The 24885-nt window shown below is 51.3% G+C and carries 17 protein-coding genes; 13 read left to right on the top strand and 4 right to left on the bottom strand.

The window, feature by feature from the left end; translation table 11 throughout:
* Positions 1-215 (top strand): hypothetical protein (locus tag Q4A89_RS03145; protein ID WP_303183713.1); only part of this gene is annotated, 215 nt, incomplete at its 5' end.
* 17 nt (positions 216-232) lie between these two features.
* On the top strand, positions 233-655 hold the full coding sequence (locus Q4A89_RS03150) for a hypothetical protein (protein ID WP_303183716.1): 423 nt from the start codon (positions 233-235) through the stop codon (positions 653-655).
* A 33-nt stretch (positions 656-688) separates the two neighbouring features.
* On the opposite strand, the gene Q4A89_RS03155 is transcribed toward Q4A89_RS03150, so the two are convergent.
* Positions 689-2203, bottom strand: a complete 1515-nt coding sequence (locus tag Q4A89_RS03155; RefSeq protein ID WP_303183718.1) for a GH3 auxin-responsive promoter family protein — start codon at positions 2201-2203, stop codon at positions 689-691.
* A 74-nt stretch (positions 2204-2277) separates the two neighbouring features.
* A complete protein-coding gene (locus tag Q4A89_RS03160; protein ID WP_303183719.1) occupies positions 2278-3645 on the bottom strand; it encodes a hypothetical protein in 1368 nt (455 codons plus the stop codon).
* Between the two features lie 209 nt (positions 3646-3854).
* Here Q4A89_RS03160 and Q4A89_RS03165 point away from each other — a divergent pair, with 209 nt between their 5' ends.
* The 6 genes from Q4A89_RS03165 (at position 3855) to Q4A89_RS03190 (ending at position 8949) form a co-directional block, all read left to right on the top strand.
* Positions 3855-4541 carry a rhomboid family intramembrane serine protease gene (locus Q4A89_RS03165; protein WP_303183721.1) on the top strand — a complete coding sequence of 229 codons (687 nt, stop codon included), beginning with the start codon at positions 3855-3857 and terminating at the stop codon, positions 4539-4541.
* 174 nt (positions 4542-4715) lie between these two features.
* Positions 4716-5999 (top strand): YhcG family protein, encoded by a 1284-nt coding sequence (locus Q4A89_RS03170; RefSeq protein WP_303183723.1) that lies wholly within the window; start codon positions 4716-4718, stop codon positions 5997-5999.
* 201 nt (positions 6000-6200) lie between these two features.
* Positions 6201-7133, top strand: a complete 933-nt coding sequence (pyrB, locus tag Q4A89_RS03175) for an aspartate carbamoyltransferase (protein ID WP_303183725.1) — start codon at positions 6201-6203, stop codon at positions 7131-7133.
* Positions 7134-7145: 12 nt separating this feature from the next.
* Positions 7146-7613: an aspartate carbamoyltransferase regulatory subunit gene (pyrI, locus tag Q4A89_RS03180; protein ID WP_303183726.1), complete on the top strand. Its 468-nt coding sequence runs from the start codon at positions 7146-7148 to the stop codon at positions 7611-7613.
* 45 nt (positions 7614-7658) lie between these two features.
* On the top strand, positions 7659-8225 hold the full coding sequence (locus tag Q4A89_RS03185; RefSeq protein WP_303183727.1) for a flavin reductase family protein: 567 nt from the start codon (positions 7659-7661) through the stop codon (positions 8223-8225).
* A gap of 4 nt (positions 8226-8229) precedes the next feature.
* The gene (locus tag Q4A89_RS03190; RefSeq protein WP_303183729.1) at positions 8230-8949 is read left to right on the top strand and encodes a porin family protein; all 720 of its coding nucleotides are present in this window, start codon (positions 8230-8232) and stop codon (positions 8947-8949) included.
* A 33-nt stretch (positions 8950-8982) separates the two neighbouring features.
* Here Q4A89_RS03190 and Q4A89_RS03195 read toward each other — a convergent pair whose 3' ends face one another.
* The gene (locus Q4A89_RS03195; RefSeq protein WP_303183730.1) at positions 8983-13323 is read right to left on the bottom strand and encodes a translocation/assembly module TamB; all 4341 of its coding nucleotides are present in this window, start codon (positions 13321-13323) and stop codon (positions 8983-8985) included.
* 209 nt (positions 13324-13532) lie between these two features.
* Here Q4A89_RS03195 and tsaD point away from each other — a divergent pair, with 209 nt between their 5' ends.
* The 4 genes from tsaD to Q4A89_RS03215 are packed head-to-tail and all read left to right on the top strand — an operon-like array spanning position 13533 to position 18699.
* Positions 13533-14561, top strand: a complete 1029-nt coding sequence (gene tsaD / locus Q4A89_RS03200; RefSeq protein WP_303183731.1) for a tRNA (adenosine(37)-N6)-threonylcarbamoyltransferase complex transferase subunit TsaD — start codon at positions 13533-13535, stop codon at positions 14559-14561.
* Between the two features lie 34 nt (positions 14562-14595).
* Positions 14596-15846 carry a CinA family nicotinamide mononucleotide deamidase-related protein gene (locus Q4A89_RS03205; protein WP_303183732.1) on the top strand — a complete coding sequence of 417 codons (1251 nt, stop codon included), beginning with the start codon at positions 14596-14598 and terminating at the stop codon, positions 15844-15846.
* Positions 15847-15897: 51 nt separating this feature from the next.
* Positions 15898-16845: a homoserine O-succinyltransferase gene (gene metA / locus Q4A89_RS03210; RefSeq protein ID WP_303183734.1), complete on the top strand. Its 948-nt coding sequence runs from the start codon at positions 15898-15900 to the stop codon at positions 16843-16845.
* Complete coding sequence (locus Q4A89_RS03215) at positions 16846-18699, top strand: U32 family peptidase (RefSeq protein WP_303183735.1); 1854 nt, start codon at positions 16846-16848, stop codon at positions 18697-18699.
* Here Q4A89_RS03215 and metH read toward each other — a convergent pair.
* Positions 18668-22357, bottom strand: coding sequence for a methionine synthase (gene metH, locus Q4A89_RS03220; RefSeq protein ID WP_303183737.1), 3690 nt, complete (start codon positions 22355-22357; stop codon positions 18668-18670). The genes Q4A89_RS03215 and metH overlap by 32 nt on opposite strands.
* Positions 22358-22551: 194 nt before the next feature.
* On the opposite strand from metH, the gene Q4A89_RS03225 reads away from it, so the two are divergent.
* Positions 22552-24846, top strand: a complete 2295-nt coding sequence (locus Q4A89_RS03225) for a cation:proton antiporter (protein ID WP_368389491.1) — start codon at positions 22552-22554, stop codon at positions 24844-24846.
* The last annotated feature ends 39 nt before the right edge of the window (positions 24847-24885 follow it).

Genomic DNA, 24885 nt, shown 5'->3' on the forward strand with positions numbered 1-24885 from the left:
AAATAAACAACTCAACAAATAAACATTTCAACAACTCAACGCCCGCAGGGCATACAAGGGCTGAAGGCCTGAATGAAATTCATGCTTATTTCTTCTATTGCGGAATCTGGGTTGCGCAAAGAGCGGAAGGACATGCCGATATGGGCAAACCGATTGGCCACGCCGGGATTTGGCAGATCTTTCCATGTTTCCTACTTTTGTGTTTCGATAGATAAGGTAAACGACAGGGACAATGATAGAACAAGATTACATTCTGAAAATTTTACAGGAGTTTTTCGAAGCCATCGCCAAGGTGGTACGGCGCAGCGATGGCGATGACGCGGCGGCTACGGCCGAAATGCAGGCGCGTTATGACGCCATCTATGAGCAGTTTTTCCGTTGCCCGGCACATCATTTCTATGAAATCGAAAAAGAAGATTTACTCGATGACCTGTGGACGGAAAACAGCGAACAGAAAGCGCTCGCCAAGATGCGCATGCTCTCGGAATTGCTCTACCGTGACGCGCTGATTAAAAAAGATATCTCGCAGCGCTATGACCTATTGGAAAAATCATTGCTTCTGCTCGAATTTCTGCAACAGAACAGCAAAACGTATTCGTGGGATCAGGAAAACAAAATGGCTTATATCCGCACCCTGCTCGAAGAATACAGATAGTTTCCGACTTTACGCGAGGTCTTTTTTCCGTGATCAGCTGTTCATCGACAATAATTCGTCGATCATTTCCCGGCTGTTGCTCAGGCAAGGAACTTTGTGTTGTCCACCCAATTTGCCGCGCTTTTTGAGCCAGTCGTAAAACAGATGCTCGCGGGCGGGAATGATTTCGAGTGCTTGCAGGGAGATTTCTTTGTAACGCTTTGCCGCGTAATCGGAATTAAGCGTCTGCAAGGCCTCGTCCAAGGCGTTGGCGAATGTTTCGATCGAGGCCGGCGGTGTCTCAAATTCAACCATCCATTGATGACGTCCTTTCGCTTTGTCGAGCAGGAACAGGGGAGCAGCCGTGTACGCTCTCACGACGGCGCCGGTCTTTTCGCAAGCTTTGCGGATGCCTTTCTCGGTATTGTCCGCCATCAACTCTTCGCCGAAAGCATTGATAAAAAAACGGGTACGCCCCGTGATCACGAATTTGTGCGGGAAAGTAGACGTGAAGCGCACCGTGTCGCCGATGCGGTAGCGCCAAAGCCCGCCGGCCGTGGTGATGACCATCGCGTAATTTACGCCGGTCTCGACCGCTTCGAGCGGGATGGCTATCCCATCGTCCAGTTGTCCGGGCTCATCCATCGGAATAAATTCGTAGAACACTCCGTAGTCGAGCATCAACAGCATGCTCTTGTCCGACGGGTCATCCTGTAATCCGAAGAACCCTTCCGAGGCGTTGTACGTCTCCATATAGTGCATCCGGTCCGACGGGATCAGCCGCTCGTATTGTGCGCGATACGGTTCGAACCCCACTCCGCCGTGGAAAAAGACTTCGAGGTTCGGCCACACTTCGTGCAGCGTTTCTTTGCCCTCATGTTGCAAAACGGCTTTGATCAGCACGAGCATCCACGAGGGAATACCGGAAAGACTGACAACATCCTCCTTCCATGTGTTTGCCACAATCGCCTCGATTTTCTTCTCCCACTCGTCCATTAGGATGATCTCTTTGTGAGGCACGCGTACCAGATTGACGAGCGGATTCAGGTTTTGCAGCAGGACAGCCGAGAGGTCGCCGCAATGTGCCCGCTCGTTCAGGGGCGAGGGGCTGTGACTCCCGCCAAGGATCAGTCCTTTTTTCGAGAAAAAACGGGTGTCGGGGCGGTTATGCAGATATAACGCGACGGTGTCGAAGCCTCCCGCATAATGGCAGCGGTGCAAAATGTCGGGGGTGACGGGAATGTATTTACTGCGGTCGTTCGTCGTGCCGCTGCTTTGGGCGTACCATCGCACGGTCGAAGGCCACAGCACGTCTTTCTCGCCGTTGATCATCCGTTCGATGAACGGGTGCAAGTCTTCATAATCCTGAAGCGGGACACGTTCGCGAAAGGTCTCGTACCCGGAAATTTCGGCAAAGGCATAACGTTTTCCCCAAGTGGTGTTACGCGCCTTGTCGAGCAGGTAACACAACTGCTGCCGCTGGATATCGACGGCGCGCTTTCCGAACGATTCGATTACGCGTTGTCGCCGTGCAAAAAAAGGGGAAATGATTTTCGTCAGTATGTCCATGTCGATTTGAGTCGGGAAACCATGCCGCAAAAATAGTCCTTTTTTTCAGATTATGCTTTCCGTTCGCTTCCGGATCACCATACGACTTCGACCGCAGCGGGATAGAGCCGGTGAGGATCGAAGAATACGGCACAACTGTTTACCAGATGTTTCAGGTCGGGAGTGACGGTGCCTTTGAATACTTGCTTGCCGTTCGCCGTTACGGTTATTTCGCGGTTCAAGTCGACCAGTTCGTTGCACAGATAAAGGATCAGCCTGCCCTTATGCGAAGGGCTGTAATGTTTCTTGAATTTCATTTCGATGCCCCAGCGCGGATCGGTTTCGGTCGTCTCGTACGCAACGTCGTCGATTTGCAGGGCGATCGTGTTATCCTCGATGTTCATCTCGTAGCGTTTCCGTCCGGCGTTGTCCGTTCGTTCGGGAAGGTAGAGGTTGTAAAAGCCTTGACGGCGTCGGCCGTCCATTTCGTAGTCTTCCCACGTCACGTGCTTCGGATGCGGATTGCGTACATGCTGTTTCAGCCACGGGGTCGTCAGTTGATAATCGATGCTGTGTCCTTTGCCGGGAATCAGTTCGATGCGATGCACGAAATGCTTGGGGTCTTGCGTGTGGAGTTGCCGGAAAGCCTCCTGTACATACGATGTCAATGTATTCCGGTAGAACCCCTTGTCGTCCGCGCCTGTGAGTAACGAGAAGGCGATGTTACGGCAGTTCTCGGGCGGAGCGTTCTTGAGCGGCTCTCCTCCCGCCATCGGTCCGGCGCCGGCCAGATAGTCGGCATAGAACGATGCGAGCCGCTGACTGCCGTATCCTCCTTCGGAGATGCCGAAGATATACATCCGGTCGGGATCGATCAGTCCTGATACAAGCGCCTGTCGCAGTAGTTTCTCCCATGCAAACTGCTTGGCCTTTTGCCACCAGCGATAATATTCGCCTTCATTCGGTATCTGAGGAATGAAATAGGCCGAAGGAGCATCGTCGAACCGGGTGCAAAGGGTCAGCCCTGTTGCCCACTCCTGACGCTTATCGCCCGAACCGTGCAGATACAGGTAGAGCGGAAAACCTTCCTTGGGCTTATTGTCTCCTTTGGTTCCCCAATAGTAGGGCATGACGGCATCACGTTCCAGGTTTTCGGGTAACGTCCAGCGACCTGACGATTTTTCCGACAAGGGCTTCAGACTGATCAGCTTTTCTTCGGAAAATGCTTGATTGGCTGCTTCCCACGCCTCCCAGACCCATTGACGTTTTTGTTCGACCTCCCAAAGATTCAGGGGCTTCTTTTCTTCGAATGTCGTGCTTTTACCTGCCAGGCGATCGGAAAAGAAAGCTGATATTCTACGTTCCGCAATCATTTCGCTGTTGTACTTCTCCGGTGCTGTTTCCGCAAAGCATCCGCTCCACGCGAAACTGAATAGCAAGCTCCATACTTGTATTAATCTCATATATTATTGTAATTTAATCCGAATGCAAAAATAAACGATTCAACAGAAATAACCGCACGGTGTTGCGGAACAACGCGAAAAAGGGTATCCGCCGGAACACCATAGACCGTCCCAAGTTGTCTTTTTCAATGCAGATACCGGAGTGGTAGCCCGGCCGAAAACGTTTATTGTGCCGAAAATAAAGCTGGAAGTCGTATCTTTGCTTCGTGATGGAAGACAACGATAAAAAAGAAACACGCCGCGCCGCGTTGTATGCAAGTCTTTTGATCGCTGTACCGTGTGTGGTACATATCGTCAATGTATGCTTTTCGCTACGGCTGCAACGTTTCGGACTGGCACCGCATGAGTTTCGGGGACTGCCGGGCATTCTTACAATGCCGTTGCTGCATGCCGGATGGGATCATCTGCTTTCCAACATGCCTTCGCTATGGGTGCTCACCTTCGGACTTATTCTGTTCTATCGCAAAAAAAGCCGGACGATTTTCGTTTACCTCTATCTGATGAGCGGATTGTTTACGTGGAGCGTTGCTTCGGCCGGTTCGATCCATATCGGAGCGAGCGGAGTGATCTATGCGCTGGCGGCGTTTCATTTTGTCACTGGACTGATTCGGCGCGTGCCTCGCCAGATGGCTTTCGCCTTGTTAGTCGCTTTTCTGTACGGCGGGTTCGTATGGGCGTTCTTTCCCTCGCTCTACAAGCATACGACGATCTCGTGGGCAGGACATTTTTCCGGTTTGGTATCCGGCATCGTGCTGGCGATCTATGTGCGTGGCTGGGGCCCGCCGCCTCCACCCGATCCTTTTGAAGGCGAAGACGAAGAACCGGATGATGATTCCGAAGCCTATTGGCAGATACCGGACAACGAGCAACCACCTCCATCTGTTGGCAGCGTGTAAGGCGTTCTTTTGTTCCCTCAGAGAGGATGATGTGTTTAAGTTGTTCGTTCTTTAATAGGTTGCAAGTCTATTTGACGAACATGAGCTTTGAAAAACATCTTTGGCTATTTGGGTTTTTAGATGTATTTTTGGGTGCAGAAAACATTGTGTCCAAGATTGTATGAGCATCACGATATGAGTAACAGGAAACAGAAGCCCGAACAGAAAGACCTTGATCCCGTAGTACGAGCTATCGGGTTGGATATAGAGCAGACACAAGTACGACTCATCACCTCTGCTAATGCTGATATGCTTTTCCACTATTGGAAAATCGGCCATTTCATCCTCTATCATCAAAAGAAAGAAGGTTGGGGGAGTAAGGTCATAGACAATCTCTCCAAAACGATTCGTTTGCATTATCCTGATAAGAAAGGTTATTCTCGCAGGAATATTTTCTATATGTGCCAATTCGCTAAGGCGTATCCTCTTGCGGTTTTGCGTAAACTTGTCGCAGTAGAGCATGCTCTTGAGACGCCTTCTGTCGAAAAGGTTTTGATTCTTACGAATGAGCTCAATCAATTCGTGCAAGAACCTCTTGCATTAATTGAACATGTTGAGAGTCCGTTGTCTGTGATTGTGCAAGAGCCTGTTGCACAATTTGGAGCTGTTGCCTGCACGCTTAGCAATCTCTTTCAATTAGATATCAACGAGATCGAAGCAATTTTCAAGCGTTCCGCCGTGTCGCGGACGAATTGGGCGAGCCACGTCATACTGCTTAATCGTAATCTTCCTCTTGGTGAGAGATATTGGTATATATCCCAGTCGGTTGAGTTGGGTTGGAGTAGTAATGTCCTGCAAACGCAGCTTGATACAAAACTTTTCGAGCGACAGATCACAGAAAAGAAAGTAAGCAATTTCACCACCAGACTCCCGGCACCACAGAGCGATCTGGCGAATTATCTACTCAAAGACCCCTACATCTTTGATTTGATGGGGCAGACCGAACGAATAGCCGAGCGTGACATTGAGCGACAGCTTGTCTCACACATTACCAAATACCTTTTGGAAATGGGTGCAGGCTTTGCATTTGTAGCACAACAGAAACACTTCCAAGTGGGTGATAGCGATTTTTATGTCGATCTCATTCTCTATAACATCAAACTCCGCGCTTATGTGGTTATCGAGCTAAAAGCCACTCCATTCAAACCTGAATACGCAGGTCAACTCAACTTCTATATCAATGTGGTAGATGACGTGCTCTGTGGCGAACACGACAACAAAACCATCGGTCTCCTGCTCTGTAATGGTGGTGATAAGGTGGTCGCTCAATATGCGCTTTCAGGTTACGACCAGCCCATAGGCGTGAGCGACTATCAGCTTAGTAAAGCCATTCCTGATAATCTTAAGTCGTCTCTCCCAACTGTTGAGGAGGTCGAGAAAGAACTGACGAAGATTGTCGAACAAAATGAAAAGAAGTGACTCCTATTCTGTTTTGCTGTTGGATGTTTGAGTTTTGTTTGGGGAAGTAGGACGAGTGCTCCGTGCAGTCATCGGCAACTTCCATCCCGTTCAGTGCTCTTCGGATGCCGAACGATTTTTTTCATGCGAAAAACTTCTTTCTACGGCTTCGCGGCAGATGAATTTTTTTTCTTACATTTGTGGCCATACAATCATCCTGTCATGTTAAATAAAAGTTTAGTATCGATCGACCAGTGTGCGAAAGAAGATATTCTGCGCATTCTTGAGAACGCCCGAAAGTTTGAGGAGAATCCCGACCGTCGACTGCTGGATGGCAAGATCGCGGCCACGCTCTTTTTCGAACCGTCGACGCGTACGCGTCTGAGCTTCGAAACGTCGGTGAACCGTCTGGGCGGGCGCGTTATCGGTTTTCAGGACGCGTCGACTACCAGCTCGTCGAAAGGGGAAACCCTTAAAGACACGATTCTGATGGTCAGCAACTATGCCGATGTGATCATTATGCGCCACCATCTTGAAGGAGCAGCACGCTATGCTTCCGAAGTGACGAAAGTGCCTATCATCAATGCCGGCGACGGTGCCAATCAACATCCTTCGCAGACGTTGCTCGACCTCTATTCGATCAAGAAAACGCAAGGAACCCTCGATAACCTGACCATCACGATGGTGGGCGACCTGAAATACGGACGTACGATTCATTCACTGATTGTCGGTATGTCGCACTTCCATCCGACGTTTCATTTTATTGCTCCGGAAGAGTTGAAGATGCCGGAAGAACAGAAACATTTCTGTCGGATGCACGGCATCGAGTTTCATGAACACACGGTATTTTCGGAGGAGATTATCAATGAGACGGATATTCTTTATATGACGCGCGTACAACGCGAGCGCTTTACAGATATCGTTGAATACGAGCGTGTCAAAAATGTTTATATTCTGCATAACAAGATGCTCGAGCATTCGCGCCCGAATCTGCGCGTGCTCCATCCGCTACCGCGGGTGTACGAGATTGCCTACGATGTGGACGACAATCCGAAAGCGTATTATATTCAGCAGGCACGCAACGGTCTGTTTACCCGCGAGGCGATCATCTGCGACGTGCTGGGCATTGATATAAAGACAAAAATCGACAATTAACCGAGAAGAAAGATGTCAGATAAAGGAAAACGAAAAGAATTGCAGGTGGCTGCGCTCGAAAACGGCACGGCTATAGACCATATTCCTCCGGCACAGCTGTTTAAGGTGGCTGAGCTGCTTGGACTTGACAAGATGGATAACCGCATTACGATCGGGAATAACTTTGAGAGTAAGAAGATGGGGCGCAAAGGCATGATCAAGATTGCCGATAAGTTCTTTGCGGAAGACGAGATCAACCGTATCGCGCTCGTTGCACCGAATGTCGTACTGAATATCATCCGTGATTATGAAGTTGTCGAGAAAAAATGTGTCAGCCTCCCCGACGAACTGATCGACATTATCCGATGCAACAACCCCAAGTGTATCACGAACAATGAGCCGATGAAGTCGCATTTTTACGTGACGGATAAAGAGACGGGCGCTGTTAAATGCCGCTATTGCGAACGTAAGGCGAATAAGGAAGAGATTACGATTAAATAATTTCATACGGCTCGCAAAAAGAGCCTGTATCATAAACCGCAGACAATGAAACAAGACTGGAAACCGGGAACCATGATTTATCCGCTGCCGGCGGTGATGATCTCGTGCGGCAGCGAACCGTCGGAATACAATATCTTGACGATAAGTTGGATCGGGACGATTTGCACGAATCCGCCAATGTGTTATATTTCGGTGCGTCCCGAACGCTTCTCGTATCCTATTCTGAAAAAGAATATGGAATATGTGATTAACCTGACAACCCGCGATATGGCGTTTGCGACAGACTGGTGTGGCGTTGTTTCGGGAAAAGATCATCGGAAATTCGAGGAGATGAAGCTTACTCCCGGACGGGCTTCTGTTGTCCGTGCCCCGTTGATTGAAGAATCGCCGCTTTGTATCGAATGTCGGGTAAAAGAAGTGATGGCCCTCGGTTCGCACGATATGTTTATCTCGGATGTGGTCAATGTGAAAGCCGACGAGAAATACCTTGATCCCGAAACCGGCGCTTTCGATATGCAGAAGGCCGATTTGTTGGCATATGCGCATGGAAAGTACTACGGATTGGGCGATTTGCTCGGTTTCTTCGGCTGGTCGGTGAAGAAGAAAAAGTAGGTGTATGAAAAGGGTGCTTCTCTTGTTGCTCGGTACGATCTGCTTCGGTGAGATGGTAGCACATCCGCTTGTCAAACAGGAAGATAAAAGATTTAATCTGGGTTTGAAAGTCGGGCTGAAAGCGATGCAAACGGATATCTCATCGATCGATCTGGATGGCGTCATGCTCGAAGAGATTCATTTGAAGCACAGTGTCGGTTATACGGCTGGTTTTTTTGTGCGTGTCAATGTGGATCGTTTTTTTGTTCAGCCATCGGCGTCGTGGAACTACTCGAAAGGAGACATCTCGTTCGATGTAATCCGTCCCGCTTCGGCACAGACGAACGAAGGAGCGATGGAATTTCCGCAATCGATGACGATGCAGGTGCAATCGCTTGAAGTACCGGTGGTGATCGGCTACCATCTGATTAAACAAAATCCTTATATTTTAAGTGTAATCGGGGGAGGCAAACTGAAGTATAACTACGACGTACGTTTTACGCCGAACGGGTCGCATACTTCTTTCTCATATAAGGGAGATACGTCGCCTTATCATTGGGCTGTCTATACGGCAGTGGAAGTCGTGATCGGTAAACTGGTATTTGATATCGGCTATGAATACGGATTAAGGCAGCTGCATTCCGATTTTGAACCTTTTTCGTATGATCGGAATTCGCCCGCTTCGTCGATGCGTATGAGTAAATATTTGAGTGGCCTGAGCATGTCTGTCGGTATCCTGTTCTGAAGAACAAACGAACGACGTTGGTGGTCTATCGTGTCAGTTTGCCGTGCGCTCCTTTCTTCTCCGGAAAATTTCCGAAAGCGTAGAAAAGTCCTTGTGAAACATCAGTCCGACCCCTTGTCGGGTAGGCGATTTGAGGTTGTACCGGTAATACATGTCGTTGGCATGGCTATAGGCTTTCAGACGGATTTCGCCCGAAGGCGTCAGTTTATACTCCAGATCGAACTCTCCGACGAACGCGTTACGCTGGATATAATTGTCGCGATAGCCGAAGTTGCCGTTGAACAGCAGGCGATTATTTAGTAGCTGACTTGACAGGAGCATCTCGAACTCGGTATCGCTGATACCGTCCTGACGCGAGCGGAAGTTCGTTCCAATCTGCACCTTATCCGTCAGGCTGTTCAGGATGCCGGAGAGCTGCGACGACAAAGCCGAAGAGGCCATGGCGCCGAACTCATTCGATCGATACGCATTTTTCGAGTAGTCCGGCGTATAAAATTTGTTGAGTACAAGTAGGTAGACGATTTGCCGCGTCATCATATCTTCCGTGCCGATGAACGAACGCACTTGCCGCGCCAGCTCATGACTTGAATTCGGAAACTCCATATCGAACGAGATCGTCGGGTTTTGCAGCCGTCCGTTCAGTTTTAGCAGGCAGTTGACGGGGATGTTACGTTGAATGCCGTTTTCTATCGCCAATCGTTCATCCAAATCTTCGATGTTGGCTTTTACGTTATAGCTTGCATCCAGATTGAGTAGGGCATTGAGCGGGTCGCCACGAAAATCGATGCGACTTCCTTCTCTGATCTTAAATTCTTTGCGGATTAATTGCTGCAGACTGAAATTGTAGTTTCCCTCACGGATGGTATATCCTCCGTACATGGCCACGTTCGTGCTTGTGCCGTATTGGATTTGCAGATTACCGTTTCCGTCGCCTTTAATTTTGTCTCCGCTGACGGGGTCGATAATCAGCTCCAGCTTGGCGTCTGGAGTTACGTCGGCAACGATGTTGATGCGAATTTCTGTTCCTTCGTCCTCATCGGTCGCCTGTGCGGTTGCTTGGGGAATCGTACGGTCTTTTATGGTCGTACGGTCTTTAAAGCGGATAAAGTCGTACTCTTCGGCCGATGATCCGTTGGCAAAGTTGAAGCCGACGGTCGTATTGCGGTCACTTCGCATGTTCGCATTGATATGGATAAGTCGTTCCGTCCCTCTGATACTGGCATTTCCTGTTCCGTGCAATGTGCCGTAGATGGTGGGGTTTATCCTTTCCGGAGCATCGTATAGCAACAACTTCTCCGCCTTGATGTCGGCTGAAAAACCGAAATCTTCGAGGTGCTGGTGCTGCACGGTAAAGTCGACCGCCCCTTTATTGCCATGCTTATCCTGAATCACAATATTCCGGCCCTCGATGGAGGTGGGAGTCAGAAAAACCGAATCGGAGAAAGCATATACCGTATGGAGAAAATCGACGCCGATACGGCCGTTTCGGATCAGCGCCTTCCCTTCGAACGATAGCTCGGAGAAAGGCCCGTACAAATGCAGATTGCCATAGCAGCTGCCTTCGAATGTTTGGGTGAAGGAACTAAGATATGGCCGCAACAGGCCGATATCCAAGTCTTTCGCGTCGAAATAGAGGGAGAGCCCTTCTTTCTCGCCTACCGGATAAATGTATCCGTTTACGTCGGTCCATGTGGAGCGATCTTTGTAGATGGTGCCCAGCAGCAGGATGCCGTTTTGATCGTTATCCCACTCGCTGAACAGGTTCAGTCGCCCTTGTACGACCTGGTTAAACGAGAAATCCTGCACCTCTAAGTTGGTATTGATGATACGACTTCCGTAAAGGTCGTTGAGGCGGACGGTTCCGGTCGCTCTTCCTCCGAATTGCAGGGCGGGGATGTTGACAATGTCGAAGATATAGCTCAATTCAATGTCGTTCAAATCGAGTGTAAGCGTTTCCTGAGGCTTGCCGGAAGAGATTGTTCCGTTGATGCGGAGGTATTGATCGCCTTTAGACAGGTGGATGTTGTCAACGAATATCTTTTCTTTATCGATCGTGATGGAGGCCGGTTGGATATGCCAAGTCGAATCTTTGACGATGACTCTGTTGGGTTCGATCGAAATGTTTGAAAGCAACCTTTTCTTTCCGTTCTCTTCGGTGATGGAGAATTGCGTGGAGGAGGAGAGGGCGATTTTAACTCCGTCTTTCCGGTTGTTTTCCAGTGTGAGCGAAGTCCTCAATCGGTCGTCGGCCGCATCGGCCTGGATGTGTATCTGATTTTGAGAACCTTTCTGTTGCAATTGAGTCGCTTTGATATCTGCCTGCATAGAGCCGTTGGGATTGCTTAATGCGACGGAACCATTTTCAAAGACCGAACGGGCGACTGTGAACCGGGGCAATGAAGCATCCAGATGAAACCGGCCACTTGGGTTGTCGTAGTGCCCGAAGATGCGTGACGGAGCCAGCAACGCGGCCGGGAGCTTCAGTGTTTTAGAGAGTCGTTCGGTATTTTCGATGTTGATCATGAACGAGTAACTGTTCTCTCCGATCGGGATGTCGGGAGGGAAGGCCGTGCTCAGTGAGGGAAGATAGGGACGAACGAGGTTGAGTAACGAGGGGAAGAGATGAGAGAAGGAATAAGCGCCGGATACTTCGCCGTTCAATATATCCGAAGCAACCGTCAGTCTGCGGTCTGACGATCTTCCCGCGGCATGGATGTATGCTGTATTCAGAAAGAAACTGTCCGAACGGGTTAGGAAGGAAAGGTTATCGATGGTAATCTGTCCTTGGAAATTATCGATATGGTTACCGGTGATGTTGCTGTTTACTTGGAACGAAAGTTCCGGTGAATCGTATTTTTCGGTGAGGTTCAGCTTGTCCGGACGGAAATGTTCCAACGTGGCGGAGAAGTTGAATTCCGACTGTTCTCCGTTGTTGTTGAAAAGTCCTTCGGCATGAAGTTTTCCGTTCGGGTCGTCGATGCGAATGGTTCCGTTGAATGCTTTCGGGCCGAAACCGCCGGAAAGTAAAATCTTTTCGTAGGTATATTTTGCGTATTCGAACCGGTCGATTTTGGCCTGGACGGTGCCCGAAAACCCTCCGTTGGCCGGTTTGGATGCATCCAACTCCGCATTGAATCGCACTTTTCCATACGGATTGTTCTCGTTGAACAGCGGTGCGAGATCCAATTCGGACGATGCGATTTTGCCTTTCAGATATGTCGCAGAGGGTTGCTCCCGTCGCCGGCCGATGAGCATATCCATCTCAAGCGAGCCGATGTCGGAAGACAGTTTTCCGAAAGCCACCAGCTGGTCGATGAATCCGGATATTTCTCCGGTGAAGTGGATCATTCCGAGTTGATTAATGGGCGCGGGAAGCGAGACGGTCGTTTCTTGGAAGTTATTGATGATTCTGCCTAAGCTTTCGGATGCCAGTTGTAAGGAGCTTACCTGTCCGAATAAATAACTTTTTTCCGGATGCCAGATGCTTTTCAGGTTCATCTGTGCTTTTAGCGACAATGTACGGCCTTGTCTTACCGTCAAGTCACGAACGGTCAGATTGTCGATTGTACCTGATGCGGAGGCCGATAGTTGAAACGGTTCCGATGCGTTTTGAAAGGCCGGTACAAATGCCGAAAGATCTTTGAGCTGGATACGGGAAGGCGCGATTTGTAGTTCTACCGGGGCGTCTGTCTGTCCTTTCAGCAGTCTGTCGATGCTGCTCCGGACGGAAGCTTTTGGAATATCTAATTGGGTTTGTGGCAGCTGTACCTTTAGCTCTCGGAGGGTAACGCTATCCTGACTGCCGGTTACGAAAGCAGACAGTTTGTTGAGCCGCAGACCCGACTGCTCTTCGAAACTGAGCTTGTGAACCTCGACGGAAAGTTCATGGTTGCGCAAGGCCGGCAAGACAATTTTGCCGTTTATCTCGTCCAGACGGATGTGTCCGGTGCTGAATCGATTGACCGGATGAGGCATACTGAGCACATCATATTTGAGGCTGCCCCGCCGAATCAGTATGGTTTTGATCTGTAGGTCGATGCTGGTTTTAGGGAGCGTGTCTTTCGATGCGAAAGCATCGATCACGAATTGCAGGTTTAGAGGACTGTCGGGCGTTTCCCGTTCGATGTTAAGCGAGAAGCCGAACAGGCGGACGGTCGTGAAAACCCATTCTCCGTGGAGCAGCGGCCAGATTTTGAATCCGGCCGAGATATGATCGGCCTCAAAGAGCTTCCGTCCGTTTTGATCGTCGATGGAAACATCTCCCAGTACGAGACGATTCAACCATTCGATATCGACCTTTCCTACGCTAACGGGCACGTTGAGTCGGGCGGAGAGTGCTTTCTCTGCCTCCGATGCGATCTTTTCCTGTACCATCGGGATATGCAGCAGCAATGCGGGAAACGCATAGCCGATCCACCCGATGATAAGCGCTGTTATAACGATGTATTTTAATGCTTTAATATCGCTATCTGTTTATATGAACGGCCTGAAAATCAAATTTAACTCACAAAACTAATCATTATCGCCATAGATTTTGTTATTTTGTGCCCTAATTTTCGTTAAGCGAAACCGAAGACTTTAGTATGACAAAAAATAATGTAACGATATTGGGGATTGAATCTTCGTGCGATGATACGTCGTGCGCCGTGATCCGTGACGGGGTACTGCTTTCGAATGTGATCGCAGGTCAGGCCGTGCACGAGGCGTATGGAGGTGTGGTGCCGGAGCTTGCATCGCGGGCGCATCAGCAGAATATTGTGCCGGTCGTTTCGGAAGCGATCAAGCGGGCGGGCATCGACAAGTCGGAATTGAGTGCCATTGCGTTTACCCGCGGGCCGGGCTTGTTAGGCTCATTACTTGTAGGCACTTCTTTTGCCAAGGGGCTGGCCTTGTCGCTGGGGATTCCGATGATTGAGGTCAATCATTTGCAGGCCCATGTACTGGCGCATTTTATCAAGCAATCTCCCGAAGATCACGATTTTCCGTCATTCCCTTTTATCTGCCTGTTGGTGTCCGGCGGAAATTCACAGATTATCAAGGTAGATGCCTACGACCGGATGGAGGTGGTCGGCCAAACCATCGACGATGCAGCCGGAGAAGCGTTCGACAAATGTGCCAAGGTGATGGGACTCGGTTATCCGGGTGGGCCGGTTGTCAACCGGTTGGCGAATGAGGGCGACCCGAAAGCCTTTGCTTTCAGTAAACCGCATATTCCCGGTTACGATTACAGTTTCAGCGGATTGAAAACATCGTTTCTCTATACGTTGCGCGATGAGCTGAAAACGAATCCTGATTTTATCGAACAACGGAAAGCCGACCTCTGCGCTTCGCTTCAGGCTACGGTCATTGACATTCTGATGAACAAATTGCGGAAAGCCGTTGAAGATTTCGGCATTCATGAGGTTGCCGTTGCCGGAGGGGTTTCAGCGAACTCCGGTCTGCGCGATGCGTTTCATGACCATGCCCGTCGGTTCGGTTGGAAGATTTTTTTGCCTCCGAACGCTTTTACGACCGATAATGCCGCGATGGTGGCCATGACCGGCTATTTTAAATACTTAGACCGGATCTTTTGTCCGATGGATGCAACGCCGTTCGCTCGGGTAGAATTATAGCCAGCGAAGCGAAAACGCTCAATCGTAAAAGAACATGACTGTAGAGATTATAACGATCGGAGACGAGCTGCTTATCGGGCAGGTGGTAGACACGAATTCGGCATGGATGGGTTCGCTCTTGAATGATAACGGTTTCGAGGTAGTACATAAGACGGTTACTGGCGATAGGGAAGAGGATATCGTATCAGCCGTTAACGCGGCAGGAGGTCGTGCCGATGTGATTTTGATTACCGGAGGATTAGGGCCTACCAAAGACGATGTGACACTGCATGCTTTATGTGCCTGTTTCGACACGTCGTTACGTTTCTCGGAAGAGGTATATGCGCATATCGAGCAGCTTTTCTCGCGCCGCAAGCTGGTGATGAACGAGCTGACCCGTAATCAGGCCATGGTGCCCGACAAAGCGACTGTGATTCGGAACGAAGCGGGAACGGCTCCCTGCACCTGGTTCGAGCGTGACGGCAAAGTCTTTGTATCGATGCCCGGTGTTCCGGCCGAGATGAAGTGGTTGATGACGCATGAAGTCATACCCCGTCTGAAGAAGAGATTCCGTCAGGATTTGTATATCAAGCATGATACGTGTTGGGTAACGGGGTATACCGAGTCGGCTTTGGCGATCGAACTGTCCGATTTTGAGCAGAACCTGCCTTCGTTCGTGAAACTTGCTTATTTGCCGCAGGCCGGTATGATCCGTTTGCGGTTGTCGGCATACAGCCGGACACCGGAAGAAGCGGAAACGACGCTTGCGGCTTTGCGGAAAGAGCTGGGACAGATGTTGCACGGACATATCCAGCCGGAAGGCGATAAGGAGCCGGAGGTGCTCGTCGGTGAGCGGTTACGTGCGCGAGGACAGACGGTCGGAACGGCCGAGAGCTGTACCGGCGGAGCCATTGCTGCGGCGCTAACGTCTGTGGCCGGCAGTTCGGACTACTATGTGGGCAGTGTGGTGTCGTACTCGAACGCGTTGAAGCATAGGCTGCTGCATGTATCCGAAACGGATTTGGTACGGTACGGCGCGGTGAGCCGGCCGGTGGTCGAGCAGATGGCACGCGGAGCCTTGCAGGTTTTGGGCTGCGACTATGCGGTGGCTACTTCCGGCATCGCAGGGCCGGGAGGCGGTACGGCAGAGAAGCCTGTCGGAACGGTATGGATCGCCGTGGCTCACGGAAACGATGTCGTTTCCAACGAATTTCGTTTCTCATCCGTTCGCGAGCAAAATATCCGCCGTGCGGTGAACATGTCGTTAATCATGCTGTTGAACACGATGAAACATCATACCCCGTAACCGGCCGACGGGAATCGATCTACTTGTTTATATAACTCATTTACTTAGGTTATGCCATTAAACTTACCTTCTAAATTGCCGGCTATTGAGCTGTTGAAGAAAGAACATATTTTTGTGATGGATTCGTTGCGTGCAACGATGCAGGATATCCGTCCGTTGCGCGTCGTCATACTCAACCTCATGCCGTTGAAGATTACGACGGAAACCGATCTTGTGCGCCTGCTCAGCAATTCGCCTTTGCAGGTCGAACTGGAGCTTATGAAGATCAAGGGACACACCCCGAAACATACGCCGATCGAGCACATGCGCGAGTTTTATCAAGATTTCGATGAGATGCGCGACCATTTTTACGACGGGATGATTATCACCGGCGCTCCTGTCGAGCAGATGCCTTTCGATGCGGTTACTTACTGGGAAGAGTTGACACAGATTCTCGAATGGGCGCGTACGCATGTCACCTCCACCCTGTATATTTGCTGGGCGGCGCAGGCGGCCTTGTATCATTTCTACGGTATTCCCAAACATGACTTGCCCGCGAAGCAATTCGGTATCTTCCGCCATACGGTGAATGCCCCGCACCTCTCCATTTTCCGGGGCTTCGACGATGAGTTTTACGTGCCTCACAGTCGCCACACGGAAGTGCGACGCGAAGATATCAGTCGGGTGCCGGCTTTGAAAATTCTTTCGGAAAGCGAGGAGGCCGGCGTTTACATGATGATGTCGCGCGGGGGGCGCGAGTTCTTCATTACCGGTCATTCGGAGTATGCTCCCGATACGCTCGACGGGGAATATAAGCGCGATGTAGCGAAAGGGCTACCCATTGAAAAGCCTGTCGGTTATTATACGGACGACGATCCGTCGAAGCCACCTTTGGTGCGCTGGCGCGGGCATGCGAACCTGCTATTTACGAACTGGCTGAACTACTATGTCTATCAGGAAACTCCTTTTTGCGCTGCCGACATCAGCCGGCTTGGCGATTTGTCCAGTCCCGATGTCTGAATGATGAAGGCTCGACCGATTGAATTGCTCGCGCCGGCCAAAGACCTGCACTGTGGCAAGGAGGCTGTGCTGCACGGGGCCGATGCCGTATATATCGGTGCGCCCAAGTTCGGCGCACGTGCGGCGGCCGGTAATTCGCTCGACGATATCCGTGCGTTGTGCGATTTTGCTCATATATATAATGTGAAAATTTATGTCGCTCTGAATACGATTCTCAGAGACGACGAACTGTCGGATGCGGAACGGATGATCCATCGGCTTTATGATGCCGGAGCCGATGCGCTGATTGTGCAGGATATGGGGATTACGCGACTCGATATTCCGCCGATTCCGCTGCACGCGAGCACGCAGATGGATAATTGTACACCCGAAAAAGTGGCATTCTTGGGTCGTGCGGGTTTTGAGCAGGTGGTGCTGGCACGTGAGCTGACGCTCGAAGAGATACGCGAGATTGCCACACATGCCCCGAATGTAACGCTCGAAGCGTTTGTACACGGTGCCTTATGCGTCAGTTACAGTGGACGTTGTTACCTGAGTCAGGCGCTTACGGGACGCAGTGCCAACCGTGGCGCCTGCGCGCAATGTTGTCGTCTGCCCTATACGATGGTCGACGCGGACGGCAAGACGATCGCATCCGGTAAACATTTGCTTTCACTGCGCGATATGAATCGTTCGGACGACCTCGAAGCGATGATGCATGCCGGCATTACGTCGTTCAAGGTCGAGGGACGCCTCAAAGATATGTCGTATGTCAAGAACATCACGGCCTTTTACCGCAGCCGTTTAGATGCGATTATCGCAAAGCATCCGGCGTTTTTCCGTGCTTCTGCCGGGCGTTCGTCATTCACGTTCGAGCCGCGTCCGGAGAAGAGTTTCAATCGCGGTTTTACGGGGTATTTTTTGCACGGTCGGGAGACGGAGATTACGTCGTTCGATACGCCCAAGTCGATCGGCGAACCGGTCGGCACGGTGAAAGAGGTGCAGGGACGTTCGCTGACCGTTTCGGGGGCTAAGCCTTTACATAATGGGGATGGGCTTGTCTTCCTCAATGCACGGGGTGAATTGGAGGGATTTCGCGTGAACCGGACGGAAGCGCATTGCATCTTTCCCGCTCAGATGCCGTTGGTAAAATCGAAGACCGTATTGTACCGCAATTTCGATCATGATTTCGAGACGATGCTGGCCAAACCGTCTGCCGAGCGCAAAATTGATGTCACGATGGAATGGAGCGATTGTCCTGCAGGGTTTGCTTTAACCATGACGGACGAGACGGATGCCCGCGTGACGGTCGTTCGGCCGTTTGCGCATGAATTGGCACGTAAGCCACAGGCCGATAATATCCGCGTGCAGTTGTCGAAACTCGGCGGTACGCCATTTGAAGCTGAAGATATTACGGTGACGATACGCGAAAACTATTTCGTGCCTTCGTCGTTGTTGAGCGAGATGCGTCGCGAGGCGGTAGAAAAGCTGCTCGCCGTGCGTCGGATCCGCTATCCGCGCCGCTATCTGAAGCGTTCGGCGTGCGATGATGCAATCGCATTCCCATCCGAAACGCTCGATTATACGGCGAATATTTATAACTCGGAAGCCGAAGCGTTTTATCGGCAGCACGGTGTGCAGCGGCTTGAACGTGCGTACGAAGAAAAACCTCTTGAAGGCGTTCCGTTGATGTATACCAAGCATTGCCTGCGTTACAGCATGGGCTGGTGCCCGGTACACCATCAGCGGAAGTCTCCGTACAAAGAGCCGTTTTACCTGAAATACAAAGACACGTCTCTTCGGCTCGAGTTCGATTGTCGACGATGCGAGATGCGGGTGATGCTTACTCCGTCAGCCTCCCCACGAACTTCCTGATATGTTCGGCCGTTTCGCCGCGGCGGGCAGTGTAATCTGCCAGCTGATCTTCTCCGATACGCCCGATGATGAAGTAGTGGGATTCGGGGTGTGCGAAGTAGAAGCCGGCTACCGATGAGGTAGGGGAGAGCGCTCCGTTCTCGGTAATCGTGATGCCGATCTGGCCAACCCCGATTAACCGGTCTAAGGTGAAAATCAATCCCTGATCGGGCAGTGACGGATAGCCTACGGCCGGGCGGATACCCCGATAACGAACGCGAATCATATCGTCGAAAGAAATTTCTTCGTCCGGTACATAGCCCCAGTATTCGCGGCGTACTTTCGTATGCAGATACTCGGCCGAAGCCTCGGCCAAACGGTCGGAAAGGGTCTGGAGTAACATCAGATGGTAGCTGTCTTCTTCTTTCTCGTACTGTACGCGCAGCTCCTCCATGCAATCGCCGGCTGTCACCGCAAACGCGCCTACATAATCGTCGCGTCCTTCGGAAGCCGGCATCACATAATCGGCCAGCGAGAGGCAGAAGCCTTTGGCGTTCCGGTGTTGCTGACGTAAGACGGGAATGACCATGTCGGCGATGCGGATATTATCACCTTCGCTGACTGAAGGAAAGATGCCATAACGCGCCTTGCAGCATGCTTTGGTGGCTATCAGCTTTCTCAACACAGCCTGCGCATCGTCATACAGTTTCAGGGCCTCCTTCGCCTTGGCCCGCTCCGCTTCCGGACGTTTTTCGATCCACGCGGCACGACACGCCGGACAGTCGTGTAACTGCATCAGATCGTCGTAACGGCCGGTTATCCGCCATGCCGTAAAGAGGAAAACCCAGTTAATGTAGGGCACGACTTCGGATATGGGGATATCGATTTGCTGCAAACCTTTCTTCTTCGGTACGACAGGGATATAGTTTGCCCAGTCGGTGGGCTGCCCGAATTTTTGCGCTTCGGCATACGGCAGTAACGGCTTCACCTCTTCGTTCGCTTTGGCCTGACGCAGCTGTTCGTACTCGTTGGTCAGCTCGTTTACGTAAGCGTCGTGAGTGGCCGGATTGAGCAGTTTGGCCGCGATCAGCGGATTTTGTGAGGCGTCGAGTACATGAATCACCGGATGGTCGTAATGCGGAGCGATTTTCAGTGCCGTGTGCAGTTTCGACGTGGTGGCACCGCCTACCATGATCGGGATACGGAAGCCGGCCTTCTGCATTTCGTCGGTTACATGCACCATCTCTTCGAGCGACGGAGTGATCAGTCCCGACAGGCAGAGCAGATCGGGTTGTTCGTTGCGTACCGTTTCGATGATTTTTTCGGCCGGCACCATCACGCCGAGGTCGATCACTTCGTAATTATTACATGTCAGGACAATCGAGACAATATTCTTGCCGATGTCGTGCACATCGCCTTTGACGGTGGCAAAGACGACCTTGCCGGCTTTGGTCGCCCCCGACGTGGTCTTCTGCGCTTCGATGGCCGGCTGAAGGATGGCGACGGCTTTTTTCATCGTGCGTGCTGTTTTCACGACTTGGGGGAGGAACATTTTTCCGGCACCGAACAAATCGCCGACACGGTTCATCCCGTTCATCAACGGTCCGTCGATGATGGCGACGGCTTGTCCGTACTGTTTCAAGGCTTCCTCCAAATCCTCTTCGAGAAAGTCGCCGATCCCTTTCAGCAACGCATATTCGAGTCGCTCGTCGAGCGACTGGTCGCGCCATGCGTCATGCGCCTTTTCCTGCTCGCCGGAGGCTTGCTCGATATGACTTTGCGCGTAGGCGATCAGTTCCTCGGCCGCTTCGGGACGACGCGCCAAGATCACATCTTCGAGGAGGTTGCGGAACGAAGGCTCAATATCTTCGTATGTGACCGATGCCGAAGGGTTCACGATGCCCATATCCATGCCTTCGCGGATGGCATGGTAGAGGAATACCGCGTGCATGGCTTCGCGGACGTAGTTGTTTCCGCGGAACGAGAACGAGAGGTTACTCACGCCACCGCTCACCTTGGCTCCGGGCAGATGCTTTTTGATCCACCCCACGGCACGGATAAAGTCGAGGCCGTAGCCGTTGTGTTCGGGCATACCGGTCGCGATGGCCAGCACGTTGGGGTCGAAGATAATATCCTGCGGGAGAAAGCCGGCCTTTTCGGTCAGCAGACGGTAGGCGCGTTCGCAGACTTCGATTTTACGCTCGAAAACGTCGGCCTGTCCCTGCTCGTCGAACGCCATCACTACGGTGGCCGCTCCCAGTCGGCGTATCCTTGCGGCATGTTGCAGAAATTCTTCTTCGCCTTCCTTGAGACTGATGGAGTTAACGATGCTCTTGCCCTGTACGCACATAAGTCCTTGTACGATGACCTCCCATTTCGAAGAGTCGATCATGATCGGTACGCGCGAAATGTCCGGCTCGGCGGCGATCAGGTTCAGGAATATCCTCATCTCCTCCACCGCATCGAGCAGACCATCGTCCATGTTGATGTCGAGCACTTGGGCGCCGTCTTCAACCTGTTTGTGGGCGATGGTCAATGCTTCTTCGTAATTCTTCTCCTTGACGAGGCGGAGGAATTTCCGTGAACCAGCTACGTTGCAACGTTCGCCGATATTCAGGAAGTTGTTTTCCGGCTTGACTTCCAGCAGTTCGAGTCCGGAGAGCCAAAGTGTATCCTTCGCAGGCACGGGTGTGTGAGGCCGTGCATGAGCCGTCAGCTCCGAATATTTTGCGATGTGTTCGGGGGTTGTCCCGCAACATCCTCCGACGATATTTACTAATCCTTCGTCGATGAAATCTTTGATTTGAGAAGCCATCTTCTCCGGCGTCTCGTCGTACCGGCCAAACTGGTTGGGTAGTCCGGCATTCGGATAGGCGCTGATAAAGTACGGTGCAATGTCGCCCAGTTCTTTGAGGTACGGTTTCATATCGGAGGCTCCGAACGAGCAGTTCAGTCCGATGCTCATCAGCGGAATATGGTGCACGGAGGCCAGAAAAGCGGCGAGGGTCTGACCGGAGAATGTGCGTCCTCCCTGTCCCGACAAGGTCAGGGAGAGCATGATGGGACGTTCGTAAGCTTTATCCTGCATCACGTCTAAAGCCGCTTCGAGACCGGCTTTTACGTTCAGCGTATCGAACGTTGTTTCAAAGAGGACCAGATCGACACCCCCGTCGATCAGCGCTTTGACCTGCTCGTGATAGGCCTTGAACAGGTCCATGTAAGAAACGGCTCGGAAAGCGGGGTCGCTCACGTCGGGACTCATCGACGCCGTTTTGTTGGTCGGGCCGATCGATCCGGCTACGAAGATGGAACGTTCGGGATGTTCGTTCATGTATTCGTCGGCTAGTAGGCGTGTCAACTTCCCGGCGGCGAGGTTCATCTCGCGTACGAGCGAAGACATGCCGTAGTCTTCCATCGAAATGGCGTTGGCATTGAACGTATTGGTCGTAAAAATATCGGTTCCCGCATCGAGATATTGCTGATGAATGGAACGGATCACGTCGGGACGGGTGATATTCAGCAGGTCGTTATTGCCTTTGAGCGCCCCCGGAAAATCGGCAAACTGCTGTCCACGATAATCTTCCTCGCTGAGTTTGAATCCTTGTATCATCGTACCCATCCCTCCATCGAGGATCAGGATACGTTCGCTAAGTAGCTGTTGTATTGTTTTTTTTGTCATGAATGTGCTGAGTTAAAGGGATACAAAAGTACGGAAAATATCTCATTCGGTTGGGTCTCGTTCTGTTTTTTTGAGTCATTCCTCACATTTTCATAAGGAACGGAGAAGGAGGTGGCGGAAAAAAACTTTTTCTTTACTCGTGCGGAACTTCGAGAATTATCCTGTATTTTTGCCTGACAAATGTGTATTCTTCGATGAAAAAAGGCGCCAAGAGTTTAACGTTTTATGCGTTGATGATTTTGGTTTTCGGCGCGTTGATGTATCTCGTCATCCGCGAAGGCCAGAGCCACCAAAGGGTGGTGGATGCGGTTGTGCAAGCCGATGCGCCGAAGAATCTGGCGGAAGGGTTCACCGTTTTTCTGCAACTCGTTTCCGAGCATATTCATTCTTCGTTCGGGTTGTTGCTGTTGCAAATCATTGTCATCCTGATTACGTGCCGCATTGTCGGGGTGCTTTTCAAGAAGATCGGTCAGCCGATGGTTGTTGGTGAGATTTTGGCGGGAATCATTTTGGGTCCGTCTGTTTTAGGACATTTCGCGCCCGATTTTTCGCAGTTTCTGTTTCCCAAAGAATCGCTGTCGAACATCAATCTACTCAGTCAGTTCGGACTGATGCTTTTCATGTATACCATCGGGATGGAGCTGGACATGAGTGTGGTGCGGAAGAAGCTGCGCGAGACGATGATGATCAGTTATACGTGCATGCTGATGTCGTTCTTCCTCGGTATGGTGGCGGCCTATCTCATTTACGACCAGTACGCTTATCAGGATACGCCGTTTCTGCCTTTCGCGCTGTTTATCGGGATTACGATGAGCATCACGGCCTTCCCGGTGCTGGCACGCATCATTCAGGAACATCGTCTGACGCGTACGCATCTGGGCACGGTGGCGCTGGCCAGCGCGGCCAACGGCGACGTCACGGCATGGTGCCTGTTGGCCATCGTCGTCGCGGTGGCGCAGGCCGGAACGATGCTGAGCGCGATCTACAACATCGTTTTCGCGGCCGTCTATATTTTGATGATGTTCGTTGTGGTGCGTCCGCTGCTGCGGATGGTCGGCAACTTGTATCACAACAAGGAAGTCGTGAGCAAACCGCTCGTGACGCTGATGTTTCTGCTCTTGCTGACGTCTTCTTATCTGACGGAAATTTTGGGCTTGCACGCGCTGTTCGGTGCTTTCGTGACCGGGTTGGTGATGCCGGAGAACTTGCGTTTTCGCAAAATTATGACGGAGAAGGTGGAAGACGTATCGCTCGTATTATTCCTGCCCTTGTTCTTCGCCTCGACGGGGTTGCGTACCGAAATCGGGCTGATCGACTCGCCCGACATGTGGCTGACCTGCCTGCTTTTTATCGTGATTTCGACGGTGGGGAAGTTCGGCGGGGCGTTGATCTCGGCACGTTTCGAAAACGAAAGCTGGAAGAGCAGCTTTTCGCTCGGCGCGTTGATGAATACGCACGGTCTGATGGAGCTGATCGCGCTGACCATCGGTTATGAAATGAAGATTCTCCCGCCCCCTGTCTTCGTGATGCTGATTCTGATGACGCTCTTCACCACGTTTATGACGACTCCGCTCCTCAAATTCATCAATCTTTGCTTCCGCACAGGCGAGAAGATCAAACAGCAACGGATGGAGCAATTTAAAGAAGGACGGTTTAAGGTGCTGCTTTCGTTCGGGCGGGCGGGCAACGGACAGATTATGCTCGATGTGGCGCACCAGATGTTCTCGCAGGGTAAGGATAAACTTGACCTGACGGCGTTGCATCTGACGGTCGGGTCGGACGTCAATCCGCTGCATACCGACAATTTCGAGCGCGTCAGCTTCGGCCCGGTTCTCTACGAGGCGCGCAAGCTGAACATGCAGATACATACGCGCTACGAGGTGGCCGACAACGCGAGCGAATCGATTGTCCGCATCGTCAACGACGAGCGGTACGACTTCCTGCTCGTGGGCGCCGGCATCTCGATGAGCAATCTCTCGTCCGATATCGACGCGCGGAGCATCCAAAAGTCGTTCTTCGGCATCTTCAAGAAACTCAAGGTGCAAGACTTGTTCTCGCCCGGATCGCTGATTCACGACAAAACGAAAGAATTCATCGAGCAGAGTCGTTCGTCGGTGGGCGTGTTTGTCAATCGCGGATTCGCACAGGCTAACCATATTCTGCTCCTTATCAATTCGTCGGACGACCTGATTCTGCTCGACTACGTGCGCTTGCTGTTGCGGTCGACTCACGGCACAGTCAGCCTTTTGAATCGCACGAATTTCGCTTCCGATCAGAGCGATTACATCCTCCAGAACTTGAATGACTTTGCGAACGAGACGGAGAACGCGCACATCCTCCCCGAGAAGAACCTGATGAGCGAATCGTTCAGCGATCATGATTTTATGCTTGTCAGCTATACGGCGTGGAACTTTATCTCCGAAGAATGCAAAGACGCCCTTCAGGATATGCCCTCCACACTGATCATTAACCATCGGGAAAAGGTGTAAACCTCCATAACATGTGTCACGCATAACAATTAACCATTG

The organism is Tannerella sp., from assembly GCF_030528505.1.
In the GTDB taxonomy this organism is placed as follows: domain Bacteria; phylum Bacteroidota; class Bacteroidia; order Bacteroidales; family Tannerellaceae; genus Tannerella.